A 22,656-nucleotide genomic window follows, 5' to 3' on the forward strand; every position below is an offset into this window, starting at 1 on the left:
AATAACGTCAGAAATGATGAAAATATAAAAAGGATTTCTATTCATGCAGCTTTTGCTATAATGCAAAACTACATTTCTCAACGATTGATACGTATATGAGTAGCACTGATACCTTAACGCCATCTCAAACCTCGACAAATGCACAGGTTTTGGATGCCACCACACACGCGAATATTCACGACAAGCTTGCTCGCGCGCTTGGCATTAAGACTGCTCAAGTCAATGCGTTTGTGAAACTGTACGATGAAGGCGCGACCGTTCCCTTTATTGCCCGTTACCGTAAAGAGAAGACGCAGAATCTTAACGACGCGCAGTTGCGTGCGCTTGAAAAGTCTCTTAATTATGAGCGCGATATGGCAACCCGTCGCCTCAAAATTACTGAGCTGCTTAGTACGCAGGGCAATTTGACCGACGAGCTACAGATGCGTATTGATAATGCGGTATCAAAGCTTGAGCTTGAAGATATCTACTTGCCATACCGTCCGCGTCGCCGCTCTCCTGCTGCCAAAGCACGCGCCGCTGGTCTTGATGTTGCAGCCCAAATAGTGCTCACGCAAGACATCACGCCGACCGATGCGCTGGCAGGCTATCACGTACAATCGAGCATTACTGATGAAAGTGGTCAAGAGATTGACGTTGATTTTAGTGATATCGAAAAGCAGCTCGCTGGCGTACAAGCCATCATCGTTGATGAATGGACACAAGCACTAGCTTTGCTTGATAATTTGCGTAGCGGTTTTGCCAAAACCGCCAGTATCGTTTCAGCGGTTGCCAGTGATGAAAAACGCGAAGTTGGTGAAAAATTCAAAGATTATTTTGAACATAGTGAAAGCCTTGCGCGTCTGCCAAATCATCGTTTATTAGCGATGCTGCGCGGTCGTCAAGAGAATGTCTTGGGTCTAAAAATTGACGGCGAAGACGCGCCATTTATTGAAAAAATTGTCAAGCATTTCGACATTGATACAAAAGCACCAGCAGAGCGTAAAGAGTTTTTAGTTGAGGCGGCAACCAGCCTATGGAAAGACAAATGGCGTCCGCATATTGAGCATCGCTTATTGACCGAAAAGCGTCTCACCGCTGAAGCTGATGCGATTGATGTCTTTGCCAATAATTTACAGCATTTACTCATGTCAGCGCCTGCTGGCCGCAAAGTGATTTTGGGTGTCGATCCTGGTATCCGTCATGGCGTAAAAATGGCCATCGTCGATGCTCAAGGTCATGTGAAGCTAGACAGTGAAGACAAACCTGTCGTCGCAACCGTTTATCCATTCGCGCCTGATAATAAAATGGATGAAGCCAAAAAAGTCATCGATGAGCTATTAAGTACTTATGATGTCGATTTGGTTGCTATCGGTAACGGTACAGCGAGCCGCGAGACCGATGCGATGGTTAAAGAGATTTTGGCGGCAAACGAGTCGTTAAAAGCCAAAGCCGTCATCGTTAACGAATCAGGAGCTTCGGTTTATTCAGCGAGTGAGCTTGCTACTGATGAGCTTGGCAATCTAGATGTTTCTGTACGCGGGGCAGTATCTATTGCTCGTCGTCTGCAAGACCCATTGTCGGAGCTGGTCAAGGTAGATCCAAAAGCGATTGGCGTTGGTCAATATCAACATGATGTCAACCAAACTCAGTTGGCAGATAGCCTTGATAAAGTCACACAAGACAGCGTGAATGCCGTTGGTGTTGACGTAAATACCGCAAGCCCAGCTATTTTGGCTCACATTGCTGGCTTAAATAAAAACGTTGCCCAGCAAATCGTCAGCTATCGTAAAGAGCATGGCGCATTTGATAGCCGCGAGTCATTGAAAAACGTCCCACGCTTAGGTGCCAAGACCTTTGAGCAAGCAGCAGGGTTTTTGCGTATCCATGATGGCAGTAATCCACTAGATGCGACTGGCGTCCATCCAGAAAGCTATGCCTTAGTTGATAGCTTATTGACCCAAACCGGTAAGGCATTGCCAGAAATCATTGGTAACGATGGCGTGTTAAACAGCATCGATATCACGGCGCTAGCTGCTAACGATGACAATGTGAGCGTAAAAGCCATCATTGAAGAGCTTGCCAAGCCCGCTCGTGACCCGCGTCCTGAGTTCAAAACTGCTAATTTCCGTGAAGACGTCAATAGCATTAAAGATTTGAGTGAGGGCATGACTTTAGAGGGTGTCGTCACCAATGTGACCGCTTTTGGTTGTTTTGTCGATGTTGGCGTCCATCAAGATGGTCTGGTTCATATCTCACAGATGGCCAATGACTTCGTTGCCGACCCGATGAACCGCGTAAAACCAGGCGATATCGTCTCGGTACGTGTCATCTCTATCGATGAAAAACGTGGTCGTATTGGTTTTAGTATGAAACCTGAGTCTGAAAAACCAGTACGTCCAGCTGCTAAACCTGCGACAGCAAACGCTACTAATGGTGATGAAAAAGTCAGTCGTCCACGCAGCAATCGTCCAGCTGGTGATAAGCGCCCGTCTAAGCCTAAGCATCAAGACAGTCGTAATAGCAATAGTGACAATCGTAGCAAGGCGCCACGTGCCGAAAAAGCAGAGGCGCCTAGTAAAATGGGTACCTTGGGCGCGCTATTGCAAGAAGCTGGCGTCACTAAAGCCAAAAAATAAGATATCGTATTTTTATGATAAGCAGTAATAAAAAAGGCAGCCATTAGGCTGCCTTTTTTAATTCAATTCACTATGCTTTTTGATCACTATGCTTAGCTCACTGTGTTTAACTCAATCAATAGCTAAGTAATCGTTACGTATGGATTTACTTAGGTGTGTAAATAGATAATTACTTATAGCTCGTCTTCTTCTGAAACTTCTGCTAAGTCTTCTGGTGTGTCTAGCACAGGATCTTGAGATATGATTTCAGTTGTTTGTAACCCTTGATCTTGTAAGGCTTCTGCTGGCGCTTTTATTTCAGTAGTTATTGGCTGTTGGTCAAGGTTATTATTAACGTTGACGCGTGCGCGTGAAATCTTTTGAGTTTCGCTAATCGAAAATGGCGTCATTTTAGTTGTTTTATCAGTGTTGACATCAGTCTCACTACCTGTACTTGCGACATCCGCTTCCACAGCGATCTCAGCAGTAGCAGTTGATTTTTTAGAGGCGTTAGTGTCAGTTGGAGCTGCCATGGCCACTGCTGGAATAGTCAGTGCCGCGCCGATAAGTAGTGATAAAGTATGGTTTTTCATTGATGGAATCCTTGATTTATAGTTTCAGCTAGAATAGTCGTACAGATAATTTTGATCGAATGCGCTCTGATATAGGACTTATCTATGTAGAATGCAGAATCTATATATTTAAAATAACTAACATATAATCTATAGAAAAAATAAAATCATGATAATCAATAGCTGACTATCATGATTGATATAAAAACTCTGGTCAGTAAATAACGCTCAATATAAAAGACGTTATAAACATTAGGCACGATAATAGCAATTTAAATACTGAGCATTCAGTAGTACATCCATAAAGAATCTAACAGACTGCTACTGATAAGTGACGTCGTGCAACTATTGTGGTGTTATTGTTAGATTCAAACCATAGCTCGCTGCCAAAATGCCTTTACTTGACCACTAGTTAATAGGTTAATAGCGCAAAAAGGCACTTAAAGGCATAAATTAGCTGTCAATTACCTCAAAGCTCAAACCCGCATGTTCCTCTAAGCGAGCAAGTAACTCGTTACCCATTGCTGAAGCAGGGGTCCAAAAGCCGCCGCTCACTTCTTCTTTACTGATATCTTGCGCCAAACACAATGCCGCTTGCGCCAACATACGTGAGGTACTGCCATAACCTGGATCTTTATCGCCTGTTACCTTGGTAACAATGCTGTCATTACTAGTCGTTTGCCCGAATAAGCGGATATCAAAGTAGCCGTTTTCTTGCTCTTCTTTTGAAGGTCCTGAGCCTGATTTCGGCAATACATGTTTGGACAATAACTCACGGCTTGGCGTAACCATCATGGCAGTGGCAAAACCAAACAAGCCTGCACTTAGCGCATAGCTTGTGAGCTTGCCCTTTATGCCATCTTTCATCCACATGGCTTCGTCGTACTTAAAGTCGCGACCATATTCATAGCCAAGCAATTGATTGCTGCGATGCACAATGCGTGTATTGATACTTGCCATCACAAAAGGTGCAAGCCAGCGCTGATGCTCGCTATCGTATTCAGGTTTACTGACATTGCTCTGACGGACGTTTGGTGCATCTTTGTCATCATTTAATAAGTAAGGGTTTGCTACTTGTTTGCGGCGCGATTTATCCTGTCCGACTTCTTCAAAGATGGTTGCCATCGAGGCAATAGTACCGCCTGATAATCCGCCTTTTGCTGCTTTCACACGCATATGAATCACATTACAAGCGCTATCAAACTTTGCTTCTGCTTGCTTTTGGGTAAAATAAACGCCCAAATCTGATGGGATAGAATCAAAGCCACAAGAGTTGACAATACGAGCGCCGCTTTGTTTTGCGGCATCTTGATACTTGTCCATCATATCCTTGATAAATATTGCCTCACCGGTCAGATCGACATAATCTGTGCCATTATCAACACACGATTTGATAAGCGGCTCGCCATATTTTAGATAAGGCCCAACGGTTGATATAATAACTTGTGTTTGCTCGGTCATTGTATCAAGGCTTGCTGCATCATCACTATTGGCAAGGATTATATCGACCTTGCTTGCAAGGTTAGCTTGCAACTCATTCAGCTTCTCCTCATCACGACCGGCTATCGCCCAAGTGACAGCACTACCGCTCGCATCCTTGTTAGTAGACAAAAACTCTGCCAGATAGTGGGCAGTGATTTTCCCAACAAAGCTGGTCGCCCCGTATAAAACCAGCGCATAAGCTCGTTTTTCGCTACTAGATTTTTGGTGAGCACCTGCTGAGTTGGTATGCTTTGATATGTCCGTATTCATCGTTATTTTCCTTGTTTGAGTGTTTTGTCATATGATGGTTATAAGAAAAAATACTATATCCAATTGAGCTTAAAGATTGAGTTTAAAAAAGCGTCATATATTATATTTATAAGATTGCTGATAATACTTTGGATAATATTCTCATATACTTAGTCGTATTTAAGGGTTTATTTACCGATTCCCCACATAAGTGCTGAAAATAGCTTTAAACGGTAAGATTTGCTACAAAGTTTACATAACCTATCGACATTATTACCAAAATGAACCTTTTATACTGAAAATCATTGCTAATCTATATTCCTAAGCACTAAAAGCTGTAACCGATAAGCGGTAAAAAATAAAAAGCAAAATACCAGATGATTGGTGGTGTAAGGTGTTAGCTAATAGCTAATAGCTATGTCGCACTGGCGATAGCAACCTTATTATTTGATTTTTCAATTATCATTTTAGGAGAGTTATTATGTTTCGTTGGGCCATTATTTTCGCCGTAATCGCATTGTTAGCAAGTTTCTTAGGTTTTGGTGGTGTTGCTGGATTGTCTGCAAATTTCGCCTATATCTTGTTAGCATTAGCTGTAATTCTATTCATCGTGGCGTTTGTAAGCCGCCGGATGTAATAAGAAAAGTATACTCGTCCTATAAAGACATTAGCCAGTTAGAAAACTGGCTAGTAAAAAAGACCTCAGATATGCTCTGAGGTCTTTTTTTGTGACTAAAATATAGCTATCTGTTAAGTGAGGCGCAGTATTTAACAGGTAGCAAGCGTAAGTCTTGATATCTATAAGCGTTTGGGCTGAACGATATGTTCCATGCGTTTTGCTAGACGTACATCATGACTTGTGATGCCACCAGTGTCACCGGTAGTCAGGCGAACTTCTACCACATTATAGGCATTGCTCCATTCAGGATGGTGCTCTAAAGCCTCAGCATGAAAAGCAGCTTGATTCATAAAGCTCATGGCTTCAACAAAATCGCCAAAGTGGTAAGTTTTTACGATCGCGTTGCCCTCACGCTGCCAGCCTGGTAACTCTTCTAGCTGCAAATCGACTTGTTGGTTAGATAAACTACTCATGGCGATATCCTTTATTATTATGATGGATGAAAAAACCACTATGCACTAGTGTAATGACTGCGATAAGTTCTTGAGCTTGCAAACACTCATTTAATAAAATCTTAGAAGATAAAAAACCCACCTATCACTGATTATCTTATTATATATTTTGCGGCAAAAATATAATAAAAATACCAGAAAAATAGGAGGGCAGCGACGTTATTGATCAGAGTATATAACGGTTAAAGGTGCAAGCCATACAGCTATCTGTAGTCAAAGCTAATTATTTAATGAGTTGAACTATATTTGAACTACAATAGATGTTTATATTTAGGATTTTTATCAATATAGATAGCAACAAACGAGCACTGCGGTACTACTTTCTTGTTGTGTTCCTGAGCATACTCCAATGCATGTTTTACCAATGCTGAGCCGACCCCGCGACCACCTAACGCCTGTGGGACAATGGTATGATCATAGACCAGTTTATCATCACGTTCTTTATAGCTGATATAACCTGTATGACCATTGATCGAAGTTTCAAAACGCTTTGCGGCCTCATTATGCACGATATTCATGCTTGGTTTTACCTCTTCTTTTTTCATAGTGTCATTACTCATAAAAGCTCCTTTTTTTTAATAATTTGAACATCGATTTTTCACAATCTATGATTTTTTGGCTTATTTCTTTTTTGATGTGCATTTAATTTTTGATTTTAGTTATTGTGCAGGTTTTTACTCTGCATTTCTAGATAGTTACCGTAAGGGTAGATAGGGCCTATGTTAATAGCATTATTTAAGTCAGACAACATGAGTCTGATTTGTAAAAATACTATCATAGATTCAGCCGAAAAGTAGCGTATCTGTGACTACCTGCTAAAAGGAAACCCTGACTTCACATCCATTTTTTATTTATAAAACGGCACGCTTCTGGGTAAAATCTGCTAAAAGCAGCAAAACGACAGGTAAAACAGCTGGTTAGCTTGCAGGGTATGCGCCACAATGCGATAATGACAGTCAATGAATACCCCTGATTTTGAGGTGCAGCTTACTTAGTAGTATTGCTAAGTCTGCTTGTTTGCCTCTTTTATGCAGTCTATCGGAGTGTTAATGGCTCAATATATTTACACGATGAACAACGTGTCAAAACTTGTTCCACCTAAGCGTGAAATTTTAAAAAATATCAACCTATCATTTTTCCCTGGTGCCAAAATTGGTGTCTTAGGTATCAATGGTTCAGGTAAATCAACCTTGCTACGTATTATGGCGGGTGTGGATACTGAATTTAGTGGTGAGGCGCGTGCGCAAGCTGGTACCAAAGTTGGTTATTTGCCACAGGAACCACAGCTTGATGACAGTAAAGACGTACGCGGTAACGTTGAAGACGGTATGCGTGAAGCGTTAGATGCGCTTGCTCGTCTTGATGCGATCTATGCCGAATATGCAGAGCCTGATGCTGATTTTGATAAGCTTGCTGAAGAACAAGGCAAGATGGAAGACATCATCCAATCGTGGGATGCGCACAACTTGAACAATCAGCTAGAAAAAGCTGCTGATGCGCTGCGCCTGCCACCATGGGATGCTGATGTCAGTAAACTCTCAGGTGGTGAAAAACGCCGCGTGGCATTATGCCGCTTGCTATTGTCACGCCCTGATATGCTGTTACTAGACGAACCGACCAACCATTTGGACGCTGAGTCCGTTGCATGGCTAGAGCAATTCTTACAGAATTATAGCGGTACTATCGTTGCCATCACCCATGACCGTTATTTCTTGGATAACGTTGCGCAGTGGATTTTGGAGCTGGACCGTGGCCATGGCTATCCGTATGAGGGCAACTATACTGAGTGGCTTGAGCAAAAGAACAACCGCTTAGAGCAGCAAAATAAGCAAGAAGAATCCTTTGCTAAAGCATTGAAAAAAGAGCTTGAGTGGATTCGTAAGAACCAAAAAGGTCAACAGGCTAAGTCTAAATCTCGTGTCCAACGTTTTGAAGAATTGAACTCAACTGAATTCCAAAAACGTAACGAGACCTCTGAGATTTATATTCCACCGGGTCCTCGTTTAGGCAATAAAGTCATCGAAGTCAACGATATCTCTAAATCGTTTGGTGATCGTCTGCTGTATGAAAACCTTAGCTTTAACGTCCCAGCAGGTGCTATCGTTGGTATCATCGGTCCAAATGGTGCGGGTAAAACCACGCTATTTAACATGATAACTGAGCGTGATACGCCAGACACAGGATCCGTTGATTTGGGCGAAAGTGTCAAAGTCGCTTATGTTGGTCAGGTACGTGACAACTTAGATGACAGCAAAACAGTTTGGGAAGAAATCTCTGACGGTCTTGATATCATTACCGTTGGCGACTATACCACCCCAAGCCGCGCTTATATTGGTCGCTTTAACTTTAAAGGTTCAGACCAGCAAAAGCACGTTGGTCAATTATCGGGCGGTGAGCGTAATCGCTTACAGTTAGCTAAGACATTGAAGCAGGGTGCCAACGTATTGCTCCTTGATGAACCTTCAAACGATTTGGATATCGAAACCTTACGTGCACTAGAAGATGCGATTCAAGTCTTCCCGGGTACCGTTATGGTCGTATCGCATGATCGCTGGTTCCTGGATCGTATCGCAACCCATATCTTGGCGTTTGAAGATGAAGGTCCGGTGTGGTTCGATGGTAACTATTCTGAGTTTGAAACTTATCGCAAAAAGACCATGGGTGATGATGCCAGTCCTAAGCGCGCCAAGTATAAAAAGATTACCAATTAATACAGCTGTTTAGCATAGTGGAATTCAAAAAAAGACCTCTAATTATTTAGAGGTCTTTTTTATGAGTATTATTTTAGCAAGGTGTTTATGACTATAACCTAGCATGGTTCATCAGCGCTTGCGACCAAATTTACGCTGCTTTTTATTGCTGATCTCAGTAATAGCGTGGGCAATCTCTTCCTCGTTAAGACTGGCAACTTGCTGCAAAATTTGCATCATGTCAGGATTAAGGACGTATTTTGCATGATGAGCAATATCGTTAATACGCTGATCAAAGGTTAAAATGCCAGTCTCTTCTTCTTTTTGCAGGTAATCTAGGCGAGTTAAAGCACCGATGAAACTGGTGAATAACGCGCGATCAAAGAAGTCTGGAATGTCATCAGCATATAGCACTGATAAACGCTGACCCAGCAGATGACATAAATCAACCACTTCATTTTCAGTCAAGTTACCTGAGCCTTGCTGCGCAAGTAGGGCAAGGGTCATAAAGTAACGCTCAAGGCTTTGCTCAACTGGCGTGGCGAGCACTTGTAGCTGTTGGTAACACCTGCTATTGGCTTCAGGTACACTAAGCATACCATCACCCAACTCTACAATCAGACCGTGAGTAATAAGGCTATCAACTTTTTTGTTCAGGGTATCAGCCAAGCCATGCGCGGGGTAGTATAAAAACAGCTCGCTTTGCAAAAATGGATAGAGCTGCATGGCGATATTGTCTAGACGACTGCGTTCGATACGGCCATTACGTGCCACTAAAGCAGCTAAAAAAGACAACAGAATAAAAACATGCAAAATATTATTACGGAAATAACTCAGTAATGCTGCTTGCTTGCCTGCAATCTGGATAATATCGCCCAATATATGAGGGATACGCTCGATAAGCTTAAGCTTAATACCGTAATCTATAATTTGCTGCGGTGACATATCGGTAATGACCGTATCACTTGAATACGGTAGCTGCTGCGCAAGACCTTGATAAAGGGCGATTTGCTCACGGCAAATGTCTTCATCGAGCGCCGATTTTGGTGCAGATAGTAACACCAGCGACAATAAGGACACTGGAGTGACTACCGCTGCTTTATTGATATGCTGCATGACTTTGACGCCGATATTATCAACCATAGCAGTAGCTTTATCATCGAATGGCGTATCGGTGCGATCAGCAGGCAAGCTGTTTTCCGCTACATCAAATTTGGTCATAAAATCGGTTAAATGTAGGGGCGTACCAAAACTTAGGTGTACATTGCCAAAGATACGCTCAATCTTGCGACCGACTTTGAGCAGTCCAAGTAAAGACTCAGACTCTTTTGGCTTACCTTTTAGCTCACCAACATAGGTGCCGCCTTCCATGATGCGCTCATAACCGATATAAGTCGGAATAAAGACCACGGGCTTATTGCTTTGACGCAACTGGCTATGTACTGTCATTGCCAGCATACCCATTTTTGGTGGCAATAAACGTCCTGAGCGTGAGCGACCGCCTTCAATAAAGTATTCAATCGGTGTATTACGAGTAATAAGCGTGTGCATATACTCACGTAAAACTGCCGTATAAAGCGCGTTACCACGGAAGCTACGGCGGATATAAAAAGCCACTGCCCCGCGTAGTATCGGGCCTAAAACTGGCACATCTAAATTGTCACCCGCAGCGACATAAGGAATGCTCAAGCCACGTTTATAGATCACATAAGACAGTAAGAGGTAGTCGACATGACTGCGATGGCAAGGTACATAGACCAACTCATAATCTGCTGCCAGCTCACGTACACGCTCGAAATGATGCACTTCGACGCCATCATATAACTGCGTCCACAACCAAGTTAAAAACTTATAGAAACCGCGGATAATGGCATGTGAGTAATCATTGACCATCTCATTAGCATAACTCTTGGCAAGCAGGCGCGCTTCACGAGGGCTAGTACCGGTTGCCGCCGCTTCTGCTTCTATTGCATGCTTGATAGCAGGCGAGTAAACCAGCTTATCTACTAAGTTACGTCGATCAGATAAATCAGGACCGAGCATACTGGCGCGCTGTTTGTCTAAATAAGTATTGAGCTGCTGCTGTAATGAGCGCACAAGCTCACGATTGCCATCAGCCGCTGCCACTACCGTATAGTGAGGTGTCGCATCGACTACAGGTTTTGTAAGGGTATCTGTAGCATCATCGACATCGATATCAAGACTGGTAGATTCAAAGATAGCGGCATTTAAATCCGTAGGCTCTTCATCGCCTTTAAGGCTCTCATCAATGAGGGTACGTAAATCCTGCGGTGGGTGGAACTGTATAAATGTATCGCGCCCCATCACACCGATATTGAATAATTGCTTTGTGATGCTAGGATCTTGCCAGTTATCCGCTGTGAGCAGTTTGAATAAAGAATCCTCTTTTTCAGGCGCGCGTCCCCAAAGGATAGATACCGGTACCAAGCGCACTTTTAATTCAGGATACTGCAAAACGGCGGAGACCAGACGAGATAGGCGCGGCGATAGTTGGTTTTCTTTGGCGTGGGGATGATGTAAAAATATAATGGCAGCATTTTCTTTTATATTATGGGCGCTGTCATTTACCCCCACCAAGGCTGGCGGTAACTTATGTTCTTGCGTTTGCAGGTCAATCAAAATACTGTTAGAGCGCGAATAATCTTGCAGCACATAAAACCGTAACGTCTGGTCATCTTGATCAAACTCAGGCAACTCACCCAACAGTTTGGGTTTTACCGCCACATCTAGCATCTGTCCCGAGATTTTACGGTACAATTGATTAATGGGTGCATTAGCATAAGGCGTCGGTAAAACTGGGCCACCATCAATTTTTGGCGTGTCTAACGGTTCAGTAGCTGGTCTAGCCACTGGTGCTTTAAAAATCCGTTTTTTTAGGAACTTCGGTATCATAATCGGTATCAAAATTAGTCAAAATATTGCCCTTATAATGCCATAAAAGCCATCAAAGCGATATATCGTGTCTGTAGATACTACCAATATTCATCATGACTGGTTACTATTCAGTAAGATAGGTACGGCATATATTACCCAGTGATTTGAAAGCTAAGGTATTTAGGGTGATAATAGTTTTGTACAGGATATACTATAGTGAGTTCAGTATTAAAACGATACAGCGGGACTGGGATAAATTTTACGCAGCCTCTGTCGGCGTAGGCACAGCAAGCCAGAAAAATTTATACCAGTTCTGCGTTACAGTATGGCGTATCTATTTTATTTGGAATCGACTATATCTTACATTTTTGCTTACTCATTAACGTCACTCAATTCAGTGAGAACCTTATGACGCCAGCTATCAATCTTGCCAAACAATGCGGCCTTGATTATCGATTACACGAGTATACTCATGACAGTAGCGCTGCCTCATTTGGGTTAGAGGCGGCCGAAAAGCTCGGCGTTAATGTGGCACAAGTTTTTAAAACCTTGGTCGTATTAACCGATACCGAGGCGCTCGCCGTTGCCATCTTGCCCGTGGATAAAACCTTAAACCTTAAAAAAATGGCGAAGGCCCTCGCTGCCAATAAAATGCTGGCCTGTAAAAAAGTTCAAATGGCAGACCCTAAACAGGTCGAGCGTAGTAGCGGCTATGTGCTAGGCGGCGTGAGTCCATTGGGACAAAAAAAACGCTTGCCAACGGTGATAGATGAGTCAGCGCAAATACAGTCAACCATCTATGTGAGCGGTGGTCGCCGTGGTCTAGAGATTGAACTGCCGCCTGCGCAATTGGCAACGACACTGACGGCGCGCTTTGCCTCTATTGTCGATGACTAAAAGCGGCTGACTGGCAGATATATTTTACCTATAAAGCCATTCGCTTATTATTTTTTACGCCCATTATATAAGGATATAACCATGCCGCATTTAACCCTCCAAGTGACGCCCAATGTCAGTATTGCTCATGAAGAATCCTTTCTTAAAGCTTTGAATAAGGTGCTGTGGGATAGCGGACACTTTGGTAAAACAACAGATATCAAAGCCCGTATTATTCCTGTCGAAACGTTTTTAGTAGGCGTTGAAGATGATGAGCAGGTTAATGGTTTTATTTATGCTCATCTAAAAATCATGAGTGGCCGTGATATAAACATCCGTAATCAGCTCGCTGAGCAATTGGTCACTACCATAGAGCAAACGCTGGGCGCAGAGCAATCAGGACGCGCTGACATCCAAATCTGTGTCGAAGTAGAAGAAATCAGCGCGATTTATCATAAGAAAATGCTAAGCTAAACGTGAGCCTCAACTTATTATAAGATTCACTTATTATAAGGTTCACTTATTATAAGGTTCACTTATTATAAGAGTTGCTTATTATAAGAGTTACTTACAAGCTATTTATTTTCGCATAATGATTTACTGGCAAATTTGGGTAGTACCACTACCTCAGCCTTATAACCAGCGGTTTTACCCTGAGTCGCCATCAAATTGCGGGCAACACGTAAGCGATATTCGCCAGTTGCTGGTAAGCAGCCTTGGTAAATAATCCCGCCTTTGGTGCCATCTTGCGTGCCATTTGGCATGTATAGGACGCCGACATTGGCGGTTTCAGGCGTGCCAGCAACTGGCGCAATATTAATGATGACATATTGCGCAGCGGCGGCATTGAAACGATACCAACGCGCCTCTTCTTTAGGATTTAATTGACCAGTAACAACACTACTAATAGCGCCTTTAGCAAAATGAATGGGGGTGTCGCTAGTTTTAGCCAGCGCGCTATTGGCGCTCATGCTGCTTAATGCAGCACTCACTAATAGCATTTTTAGTGCTCGTGCACTTGATGTGGTTTGGTTATTAATTGACAACATCATTGCTTCCTTATTAAATTATGGTTTATCAGCTGTCTATTATTTGCTAGCACTGGTTCCAGTGTATTCTCTAACTTTTAGTTAAACATAAAAAAGCGCCTAATGAATAGGCGCTTTTTTGTTAATTATGATGCTTTCTTAGTCTAAAAAACTTAGTCTAAGAAAGCAAAGTTATCAATGTCCATATCTGTCATGCTGCTGCTTGGGGCAACCATACTTTCGGCATGTCCTGAGGTACGGGGTAACAGCTTATCAAAGTAAAATTCAGCGGTTTGAATTTTGGCTTTGTAGAACTCTGGTGATTCTGTACCACCATTTTCAAGCTTATTATAAGCCACCGCTGCCATACGTGCCCAGTGGTAGCCCATCATCACGTAGCCTGAGTACATCAAGAAATCATCAGATGCCGCTGAGATGATTTCACGGTCTTTACGTGCCATGAGCATCAAGCGTACTGTCAGAGTGTTCCACTCAGCACATAGTTTGGTCAATGCCCAAACAAACTTACGCATGTCTTTATCTAAGGCATACTCGCCACACCATTTCATGATGCTTGAAGTATAATCACGAATGATTTTACCCTTAGATTGCAAGATCACTTTACGGCCCAATAGATCCAATGCTTGAATACCAGTCGTACCTTCATACATGGTGGCGATACGAGCATCACGAGCGATCAGCTCCATGCCCCATTCTTTGATATAACCATGACCGCCATAGACCTGCTGACCGTGTTTAGCCGCTTCAATACCAAGCTCAGTTAAGAAGCCTTTTAGGATTGGCGTATAAAAACCCAGCTTATCATCCCATTTCTCAAACTCTTCATCATTGCCGTTGATGATACCTTGCGCCATTTTGTCCGCGTAGCGCGCTGAATGATAAATCATCGAGCGACCGCCTTCAGCAAAGGCTTTTTGGGTCAATAGCATACGGCGTACGTCCGCATGATGAATGATCGCATCCGCAACTTTTTCAGGATCTTTGGTACCTGATAGCGTACGCATTGAGCGACGATCTTTGGCATAGGGTAGGGCGTTTTGGAATGACAGTTCAGTGTGCGCCAAGCCTTGGATACCAGTACCGATACGGGCCGTGTTCATAAAGGTGAACATGGCTTTTAGACCTTTATTCGGCTCACCAATTAAGTAACCAACGGCATCATCAAAGTTTAGGACACAAGTAGCCGATGAGCTGATGCCCATTTTGTGTTCGATAGAACCACAAGAGACGCCATTGCGCTCACCAATTTCACCGTCGTTATTTGGCAAAAATTTCGGTACGATAAACAATGAGATACCGCGGGTGCCTTCTGGTGCATTTGGCAAACGTGCTAAAACGATATGGATAATGTTTTCAGTCAAGTCATGCTCACCACTTGAGATGAAAATCTTAGTGCCACTCAGCTTATAGCTGCCGTCGTCTTGTGGGATAGCTTTTGATTTTACCTGACCCAAATCTGTACCGCATTGTGGCTCAGTTAGACACATAGTGCCCGCCCAAGTGCCTTCGACCAGTTTATGCAAGTAGGTTTCTTTTTGCTCATCGGTACCGTACTGCATGATGGTATTGATACAACCGGTTGATAGACCAGGATACATTGCCCATGGCCAGTTAGCTGTACCGATCATCTCAGCCTTGATAAGGTTCAATGAGGTCGGCAAGTTCATACCGCCGTATTCTTCAGGGTAAGAAATACCTTGCCAGCCGCCTTCTACAAACTGGTCATAAGCTTCTTTAAAGCCTTTAGGGGTTGTGACCACACCATTCTCAAAATGACAACCTTCAGCATCTGCTGGCTGATATAAAGGGGCCAAGACGTTCTCGGCAAAATCTGCCATCCCTTGCAGGATCATATCAACCGTTTCAGGATCGGCGTTTTCGCCATTATCCAAATCTTTATAATGCGTTTGGTAGTCAAATACATCATTAATTAAAAACTTGATATCACGTAAAGGTGCTTTGTAAGTTAACATAGTCGTTCTCTTTAGTTGTTCGCTGTCATAGACGGTTGACTTAGTTTTTAAGCCAGAGTTTACGGAAACGATTTTAATTATTTGCAATAAAAATAGAGGATATCTTGAGACGCTGGGTCAATCTGTTAAGTCTATCTTGACTACTTTGAAAACTGTGAAGTTATCCTTGATAAAAAACAGTCGTTATACCTAGATGCAGTATAAATCTTATATAGCGACAAATATATAACCAATAACTAATATTCATAGTTTATTAGTGTAATTACAACATTAAGTAATTATTGTGTCAATATGCTTTTTTATCTAATGTCCTGCTAAGTAATTATTAATTATAGAGATAAGGGTAGGATTAAAGCGATAGCTAAGCCACTTAGTTAAATGTATGTACGATATAAGGAAGGCCTTGTATGACCCCATCAAAGTCCAAGACAAAGCGGGTGTCTTGGCTGACAATACTGTTAACTCGCATCAAGTTTTTGCTAGAGGGGGAGCTTGCTCATTTGCTCACCGTCAATCGCAGCAATAGACCGTGGCATATGCCCATTATCGCTGCCACAACCATTAGTTTCCCCGTATTTGTGGGCGCTTACTTTGATGCTTTGCCATCAGGTATCAAGGCGTCTTTGGGAGCAATGGTCATCTTGAATTTACCCTTGATAGGTAAGCTGCCTTATCGTTTAGTGACGTTGATGGCATGGGGCTTTGCCATGCCGTTATGCTTTGCGTTTGGCTTGGCGGCACAGCAAGTGCCTATTCTTAGGCTGCCCGTATTTATGCTGATAGCCTTTGGTGTGGTTCTGTTTGGACGTTATTATCGCCAGCCGCCGCCAGCTGGTTTATTTGTGATGATGGCAGGGGCGCTAGCATTATTCATACCGCTGCCTATAGAGAAAATCATGTCAGCCACTGGGCTTGTGATGCTGGGCAGTGGTTTTGCCTTTATTATGGGGCTGCTGTATTCGCTGTTTTTATTGGCGACGCGTCCTGCTACGCCGACACCAACTTATAGTTATGGTCCTGATACCATTAGTGAGAGTATTATTGTCGCCGGCTTTGTCAGTTTGGCGCTGTTGATTCCCTTGATGCTAAATATGTCTAATCCGTACTGGGCAGCGGTCAGTTGCTTCTTGATCATTCAGGGTATCCACTTACGGACGATGTGGATTAAACAAATACATCGTTTGCTAGGGACGTTGGTAGGGGCGGTTCTGGCGAGTTGGATGCTATCTTGGGGTCTATCGATATGGGGTATTGCTCTTTCGATATTGATTATGATGCTTTGTATTGAGTCCTTGGTAGATCGTCATTATGGGCTGGCCGTTATATTTATCACCCCGCTAACGATATTTATTGCAGAATATGGCAGTGGCTTGCCGCTTAGCTCAGCGGTTTATCAAGAAGTGACCCATGCGCGCCTATTGGACACGCTGCTTGGTTGTATGGTGGGTCTTGGCGGCGGGGTTGTCATGCATTCAACGAACCTGCGCGTACCCCTGCGCCGTATAGAAAAACGGCTGCTGGCACGCTTTGGCTAATATAAAAGCGTCGATTGTTTTGATTATTTAGCTAGGAAGTAGTGGTACTTATACGGCGTTTGTTAGGTTGATAGATTTTCTAATGCTGCAGTCGCTTGCCCAACGTCAATAGCGTGTCCTGTCCAACGCTCAAAACTTAATGCCGCTTGTCCGATAAGCATGCCATAACCATCTGATATCTGCGCGCCATGAGCGGCGAAATGCTGTAAAAATGGCAGTTCACGTCCATACATCATATCGTAAGCGTATTGGCAGTTTAGCGTATCGGCTAATGGTAAGGTTTCACCTGATAGCCCGATGGATGTGGCATTGAGGATGATATCAAAGTCGCCACTTAGATCAGCCGTCGCATAGGTCTGAATCGCATGTTGATTTATCTTTTCGCTGGCGCTGCTAAGTTCGTCGACTAACATTGCAGCCTTACTTAATGTGCGATTGGCGATAGTCAATGTTTCAATACCAGCCTCTATCAGCGGTAATACCACCCCGCGCGCTGCGCCGCCTGCGCCAATGAGTGCCACGCGCGCACCCTGTAAAGGCCAGCCTAAGCGCTGGATATGATTGACTAAGCCTTGACCATCAGTATTGTCGCCACAGAGCGCCGCTACTGGCGCTACGCCTTTTGCCAATAGTGCTTTATCTAACAACAAAGTATTGACCGCACCCGCGACTTTGGCATGTTCAGATAAGCCACCACGTGCCACGCAGCAATCATAAGCGATTTGCTTAAAGGGCACGGTCACATTAGCACCGATGCCACCACCGTGAAAAAACGCTTCTACCACAGCCGTAAAACTTGCCACATTATCAGGACAATACTGGCGCTGATAACAGATATCCAGTCCCGCTTGCGCGCCAAATAACGTATGGATTTCAGGAGATTTGCTGTGGGCAATCGGATTACCAATAACAATAAAGTGCTGGGTCATAAAAGCTCCACTGGCGGTATAGAACATAGGTCAGAATGACGGAATAAGGGTATCAAAGCGTAGTTATCATAAGGGATAACGCACCGTTTGACAAACCTATGGCAATAGCTATAAGTCGCTGAGTCAGCGTCAGTTTTTATGAGGTTAGCATTTTAACAAATCTGTACTCTCTGCGAGTGTTATGCGTAAGGTAAAGGGTGGTCAAGCGTTAAGCAGTTGGGTAAACTAGAGAGCATAAAAAGTAACCGGATGCTTTTGCACCGTTTTGCATCTTACTTCTTTGACGTGACTGATAGGGTATGCAAATAGCAACAGGCTATTTATAAAACCTCAGTGATAACAAGACCTTAATAACAGACACTATGCATTATCAGCGGCAGACCTAGCTGCTTGTTAATACCATTTTTAGAACCATTTACAAGTGTGAGTAAGTTGCCCATGTGGAATAACACCCTACAGACCCTTATGGTCAGTACGATAATGGCAGTTGGCGTGTCGCTTAGCGCCTGTGATAATAATAAAGGCAGTGACGTATCAGCGGAGGAGGGTAGTGCTGATAAGCAGACTGTCTCCGATACGCCAAAACCAAAAGTCCCTACGTCAAATGCTGACCTAGATGGTGCTACTGCCCAAGAGGGCACACCAGTCAAGTATGATGTCGCCTCATGGGGGCCTAAGAAAGTCGAGCCGCTTCGTGTCGATCAACTAGACGATATCAAATCAACCCTCGGTAAGGTAGTCAGCACCGATGAAAACAGCTTGGATTACGCCAGTAACCCTGCGTCCAAATACCGCTTTATGAATACCGAAGCGCCTTATCTGGATCTTATCGACTCTGAAAAATATCTCGAGCTTGGTTGGTACTTTGCCAATCCGACCGACTCTGACAAAGAAAAAGAGCTGAGTCAAAACCATGCCAAAAAATCCTATCAGTTAGCTCGTCAATTGATGGGTGATGAGGGCGGTAAGCTAGTAGCTGATATGCTAAATGGTCAAATTGTCAAAAATAAAGTCATCGGTGGACAAAAAGTAGAGCTGGCAAAGTGTGAGTTTTATAGCTGTATGCTAATCATCAATAAATCTGCTAGCCAAAGTAAGTAAACGATGCAGTTATCAAATAGCTGGGTCTGTTTATCGTCATTGGACAAGCAGACCACTGCATCGACTGTTTCTTTGGATAATCGTGGCTTGGCATATGGTGATGGCTTTTTTACCACCATGGGCGTCCTCAATGGGCAGATACTGTGGGCGGATTATCATCATCAGCGCCTCATCTCTCATGCCAAAGCATTGCAGTTTAATTTGGATGCTCATGCGTTACTAGCGACACTAAAAACATATGCTACTCAGCTACAACAAGGCATGCTTAAGCTCATCATTACACGCGCAGCGCAAGCGACCCGTGGTTATGGCTATACCTTCAATAAATTGGGCAGCACCTGCGAGATTTGGCTAAAATCTTCGACAATGACAATTGGTACTGCTGAGCAGTTGTCATTGGGTCACGATATTCTTATCCCTGTGCAGCCTATGAGTACTACCGTTTGTCTGTCTTCGCAAGTCGCTTGCCTACCGCCATCATTGGCGGGGCTCAAAAGCCTTAATCGCCTTGATAATGTGCTGGCAAGTGCGGAGTTGCAGGATATCAAGGCTCGTTCCCTGATATCTAATGGCTTACAGGAGATCAGCGAGGGTTTGCTACGTGATATGACGGGATGCTGGATTGAAGGCACGATGAGCAATATGTTTTACCAATTGTCAGAATCAACGTTAGAAGAGTCATCTAGGTTTCCGCATTATCAGGACTATATAAATTATCTAAGCACTGGTCAATGGTATACGCCATCGATGACACAGTCGGGCGTCGCTGGGGTGATGCGGCAAGTGATTATCGATGGATTATCGACTGGCAGCCACCCTGTTGTCATCAGGTCGTTACAAGATAAAGACTTACCGCAGCTAAGCAAGTTATTCTTTTGCAATGCGCTGCGCGGTATTATGCCCATGAGCAGTCTGACTTTATTGTCAGGTGAAGTGATAAGTCTTGAAGCGATTTAATTTATTTAAAAACATTGAATTTAGTGTCAATTAAGTCATCAGGATATAAAATAACCTCTTCATTACGATACAGTTCTTGCGCTTTTAACAGTGCTTCTTGCTCGTTCTCTGCGCTAATTTCCACGAGGTTACTTAGCGTCTCGACAATCTCTATCTGAAAGATTCTCTCTGCTTTCATATCTATTTTTATCATCACTACTCCCAATACATACTTATCAAAATTTCTTTAGGATTTACATCCGCTAGCTTAGCAAAGGCGCTTAAAAAGAAGTGATCGTCTTTTGTGACCAAGACGGGTGTGATAAGAAAAGTAAGAATCTTTAGTATAATTTGCGATAATGTCCACGACCGGTAAATTCAGTAATGCCTTTGTCGCGTAATACTTGTAATTGCTGACGGATTTTATCTTTAATATGGTTGTTGTCAGGATGTTTGAGTTTTAATAAGTCAGCAAATGCATAAACCTGATTGAGAGAAAAATTAGCATCGAGTTTATCGATACACTGCCAGATATCTAACGTCCAACCACGCGAAGTTGTAGATTGCTCGCGTAAAAACAAGGTTTTTTGAAATTGCTCGGTGACAGTATCGCGTGGTATGACTTGCTGGTCTTTGACCAAAAATACTTTCCCTGATTCGGGCACTTGACGCAAATCAATATTACAGCCAACCCAGCCAGCACGTTTAGCAGTGATGGATAAAGGCTTGCGTTTTATAATCATATCCGGCTTAAAGAAATGCTTCGGAATAATTAAAAAGTTATTCACGCTCAATGTTTGAGAATACGTTAAAAAGAAAAAGCTGGGATTATTATCGCTGTTAATACGCTCAATCATGGTGTCATAAGCGCCGTCGTTGATAATATTGCTTAATTTTGCCTGTTTACTTTTTAGCTCATATTGTTCACTACAGTTTGTACAATAAAAATCAGCAACCGGCCGATTGTTAGTGAATTCGGCCAATGGCTCGGCATTGCAATTTGGGCAGTAGATTTGCTTGGCGACCCAGTCTTCACTTAATACTCTAATGATTTGGCTTGGTGACTGATAATTTTTGGCAAGACTCTGATTGAAATTTAAGTTCATGATAAGTTTTTGTGACCAATGCTCAGGTGTAGAGATAACATGAAAAGAGTATGAATATTAAGCCATCACTCACAAGCCAAATAGTAAGTTAATCGATAAGCTAAGCAAATTCCATTGAAAAATAAGCGGTTCAGTGCTAAATTCTAGCAAACTTCTGCCTCGCGAGTGACCATGAGCACGCCAACACCTGAAACGCCTCCTGAACGTCCTAATGATACGCCATCCAATAGCCAAAAAGATATGGCTGCTGAGCATGTCGATAGTGCTAAACCGCATTCAAAACCAATAGTAGACGAGGCTATAGCAGAAGACGTGCCGCCGACAGATGTGTCTTTAATCAGTGGTAATCATAAACCGCGCTACTATAAGGCTGATAACCCTTCATTCTTTATGCAGCGCGGTTATCAAGTATTATTGGTACTTGCACTCATTGCCGCGTTTTTCTTGGTGATGGTTTATCAGACCTTGTTTGGTCGCATTGAGCAGCCAAAGCAGATGGTAACGATTGAGGCAGGTCAGAGCTATTATGGTTTGCTACCGCAGTGGCAGTCGCAAATACCGCTATTTTCTGCCACCATTGCCAAGCTTTATATGAAGATGCAAGTCGATGGTCCATTGCACGCGGGTATCTACCAATTACCAGAGAACCCGACCTTTGCTGAAACGCTGCACGTGCTTGGACAAGGGGTAAAGGCGGCGATGGTTAAAGTACAGATCATCGAGGGCAAAACTTCAAAAGATTTGTATCAGACGCTACGTGATAACAAGGGCATCAAGAAAGAGGTGCTGACCCGTGATGCGGATAACGCCAGCATCGCGCAGGGGCTTGATTTGGTGGGTATCTTGCCGGAGTCGGTGGTCAATAGTAGTGACCCTATCGTCAATCACAATCTTGAGGGCTGGTTTACGCCTGATACCTATTATTACGGCGAAGGCACCAGTGATAAGCAGGTATTGCTTGATTTGTATAAGCGCCAGCAACAAGCGCTGACCAAAGCATGGGAAAACCGTGCGCCAAATCTGCCTTATAAGACCCCTTATGAGGCGCTGGTAATGGCGTCAATTATTGAAAAAGAAACCAGCGTGGCAGAGGAGCGTCCTTTGGTCTCGGCAGTCTTTAGAAATCGCCTGGATAAAGGTATGCGCATGCAGACCGATCCGACCATCATCTATGGTATGGGCAACCGTTATGAAGGCAATATTCGCCGCAAAGACATTGATGAAAAGACGGCTTATAATACTTATCAAATTGATGGTTTACCGCCAACGCCAATCGCTCTACCGTCCGCGGCTTCTATCGAAGCAACCTTGCATCCAGCACAGAGTGATGCCTTGTACTTTGTAGCGACGGGTAATGGCGGGCACAAATTTACCAATAGCTTGGCGGCGCACAATCAAGCGGTAAAAGAGTATCTTGGTGTCATGCGTGAGAAAAAATCACAAACGCCGCCATTGTAAATCGCGCTTTACACTTCTTGATATCTCCATCATTAAGAAGCATTATTTTTATCATGCTTCTTAATGACCGCACTCTT

The 22,656-nt window shown here is 43.4% G+C and carries 19 protein-coding genes; 9 read left to right on the plus strand and 10 right to left on the minus strand.

Features of this window, described 5'->3' with window-relative positions:
* The first annotated feature begins 95 nt into the window (after positions 1-95).
* Positions 96-2,618 carry a helix-hairpin-helix domain-containing protein gene (locus ABYU67_RS01640; protein ID WP_372843259.1) on the plus strand — a complete coding sequence of 841 codons (2,523 nt, stop codon included), beginning with the start codon at positions 96-98 and terminating at the stop codon, positions 2,616-2,618.
* Positions 2,619-2,791: 173 nt separating this feature from the next.
* On the opposite strand, the gene ABYU67_RS01645 is transcribed toward ABYU67_RS01640, so the two are convergent.
* Both ABYU67_RS01645 and ABYU67_RS01650 read right to left on the minus strand, forming a co-directional pair.
* Positions 2,792-3,190 (minus strand): hypothetical protein, encoded by a 399-nt coding sequence (locus ABYU67_RS01645; protein WP_372843260.1) that lies wholly within the window; start codon positions 3,188-3,190, stop codon positions 2,792-2,794.
* A 432-nt stretch (positions 3,191-3,622) separates the two neighbouring features.
* Complete coding sequence (locus tag ABYU67_RS01650) at positions 3,623-4,921, minus strand: trans-acting enoyl reductase family protein (protein ID WP_372843261.1); 1,299 nt, start codon at positions 4,919-4,921, stop codon at positions 3,623-3,625.
* Positions 4,922-5,381: 460 nt separating this feature from the next.
* Here ABYU67_RS01650 and ABYU67_RS01655 point away from each other — a divergent pair, with 460 nt between their 5' ends.
* Positions 5,382-5,537, plus strand: coding sequence for a DUF1328 domain-containing protein (locus ABYU67_RS01655; protein WP_011512513.1), 156 nt, complete (start codon positions 5,382-5,384; stop codon positions 5,535-5,537).
* Positions 5,538-5,698: 161 nt separating this feature from the next.
* Here the strand turns inward: ABYU67_RS01655 and ABYU67_RS01660 are convergent, their stop codons facing one another.
* Both ABYU67_RS01660 and ABYU67_RS01665 read right to left on the minus strand, forming a co-directional pair.
* A complete protein-coding gene (locus ABYU67_RS01660; RefSeq protein WP_181209387.1) occupies positions 5,699-5,992 on the minus strand; it encodes a 4a-hydroxytetrahydrobiopterin dehydratase in 294 nt (97 codons plus the stop codon).
* A gap of 290 nt (positions 5,993-6,282) precedes the next feature.
* Entirely contained in the window at positions 6,283-6,591 is a 309-nt protein-coding gene (locus ABYU67_RS01665) for a GNAT family N-acetyltransferase (RefSeq protein WP_372843262.1), read from the minus strand.
* 489 nt (positions 6,592-7,080) lie between these two features.
* Between ABYU67_RS01665 and ettA the strand changes: the two genes are divergently transcribed.
* Positions 7,081-8,742 carry an energy-dependent translational throttle protein EttA gene (gene ettA, locus ABYU67_RS01670; RefSeq protein ID WP_372843263.1) on the plus strand — a complete coding sequence of 554 codons (1,662 nt, stop codon included), beginning with the start codon at positions 7,081-7,083 and terminating at the stop codon, positions 8,740-8,742.
* 111 nt (positions 8,743-8,853) lie between these two features.
* Here ettA and plsB read toward each other — a convergent pair whose 3' ends face one another.
* The gene (gene plsB, locus ABYU67_RS01675) at positions 8,854-11,634 is read right to left on the minus strand and encodes a glycerol-3-phosphate 1-O-acyltransferase PlsB (RefSeq protein WP_372843264.1); all 2,781 of its coding nucleotides are present in this window, start codon (positions 11,632-11,634) and stop codon (positions 8,854-8,856) included.
* 390 nt (positions 11,635-12,024) lie between these two features.
* On the opposite strand from plsB, the gene ybaK reads away from it, so the two are divergent.
* Both ybaK and ABYU67_RS01685 read left to right on the plus strand, forming a co-directional pair.
* Positions 12,025-12,513, plus strand: coding sequence for a Cys-tRNA(Pro) deacylase (gene ybaK, locus ABYU67_RS01680; protein ID WP_372843265.1), 489 nt, complete (start codon positions 12,025-12,027; stop codon positions 12,511-12,513).
* Between the two features lie 81 nt (positions 12,514-12,594).
* Complete coding sequence (locus ABYU67_RS01685; RefSeq protein WP_372843266.1) at positions 12,595-12,966, plus strand: 5-carboxymethyl-2-hydroxymuconate Delta-isomerase; 372 nt, start codon at positions 12,595-12,597, stop codon at positions 12,964-12,966.
* Between the two features lie 101 nt (positions 12,967-13,067).
* Here the strand turns inward: ABYU67_RS01685 and ABYU67_RS01690 are convergent, their stop codons facing one another.
* Both ABYU67_RS01690 and ABYU67_RS01695 read right to left on the minus strand, forming a co-directional pair.
* The gene (locus tag ABYU67_RS01690; RefSeq protein ID WP_372843267.1) at positions 13,068-13,544 is read right to left on the minus strand and encodes a hypothetical protein; all 477 of its coding nucleotides are present in this window, start codon (positions 13,542-13,544) and stop codon (positions 13,068-13,070) included.
* A 149-nt stretch (positions 13,545-13,693) separates the two neighbouring features.
* A complete protein-coding gene (locus ABYU67_RS01695; RefSeq protein ID WP_372843268.1) occupies positions 13,694-15,514 on the minus strand; it encodes an acyl-CoA dehydrogenase C-terminal domain-containing protein in 1,821 nt (606 codons plus the stop codon).
* Positions 15,515-15,921: 407 nt separating this feature from the next.
* Between ABYU67_RS01695 and ABYU67_RS01700 the strand changes: the two genes are divergently transcribed.
* Complete coding sequence (locus ABYU67_RS01700; RefSeq protein WP_372843269.1) at positions 15,922-17,049, plus strand: FUSC family protein; 1,128 nt, start codon at positions 15,922-15,924, stop codon at positions 17,047-17,049.
* A 62-nt stretch (positions 17,050-17,111) separates the two neighbouring features.
* Here the strand turns inward: ABYU67_RS01700 and aroE are convergent, their stop codons facing one another.
* Positions 17,112-17,978 (minus strand): shikimate dehydrogenase, encoded by an 867-nt coding sequence (aroE, locus tag ABYU67_RS01705; RefSeq protein ID WP_372843270.1) that lies wholly within the window; start codon positions 17,976-17,978, stop codon positions 17,112-17,114.
* A gap of 438 nt (positions 17,979-18,416) precedes the next feature.
* Here aroE and ABYU67_RS01710 point away from each other — a divergent pair, with 438 nt between their 5' ends.
* On the plus strand, positions 18,417-19,079 hold the full coding sequence (locus ABYU67_RS01710; RefSeq protein WP_372843271.1) for a hypothetical protein: 663 nt from the start codon (positions 18,417-18,419) through the stop codon (positions 19,077-19,079).
* Between the two features lie 3 nt (positions 19,080-19,082).
* A complete protein-coding gene (locus tag ABYU67_RS01715) occupies positions 19,083-20,036 on the plus strand; it encodes an aminotransferase class IV (RefSeq protein ID WP_372843272.1) in 954 nt (317 codons plus the stop codon).
* 1 nt (position 20,037) lies between these two features.
* Here the strand turns inward: ABYU67_RS01715 and ABYU67_RS01720 are convergent, their stop codons facing one another.
* Both ABYU67_RS01720 and ABYU67_RS01725 read right to left on the minus strand, forming a co-directional pair.
* Complete coding sequence (locus ABYU67_RS01720) at positions 20,038-20,214, minus strand: DpnD/PcfM family protein (protein WP_372843273.1); 177 nt, start codon at positions 20,212-20,214, stop codon at positions 20,038-20,040.
* A 142-nt stretch (positions 20,215-20,356) separates the two neighbouring features.
* Positions 20,357-21,121, minus strand: coding sequence for a DpnI domain-containing protein (locus ABYU67_RS01725; RefSeq protein WP_372843275.1), 765 nt, complete (start codon positions 21,119-21,121; stop codon positions 20,357-20,359).
* Between the two features lie 171 nt (positions 21,122-21,292).
* Here ABYU67_RS01725 and mltG point away from each other — a divergent pair, with 171 nt between their 5' ends.
* Positions 21,293-22,579, plus strand: coding sequence for an endolytic transglycosylase MltG (mltG, locus tag ABYU67_RS01730; protein ID WP_372843276.1), 1,287 nt, complete (start codon positions 21,293-21,295; stop codon positions 22,577-22,579).
* The last annotated feature ends 77 nt before the right edge of the window (positions 22,580-22,656 follow it).

The organism is Psychrobacter sp. (genome assembly GCF_041554015.1).
Classification (GTDB): Bacteria; Pseudomonadota; Gammaproteobacteria; order Pseudomonadales; family Moraxellaceae; genus Psychrobacter.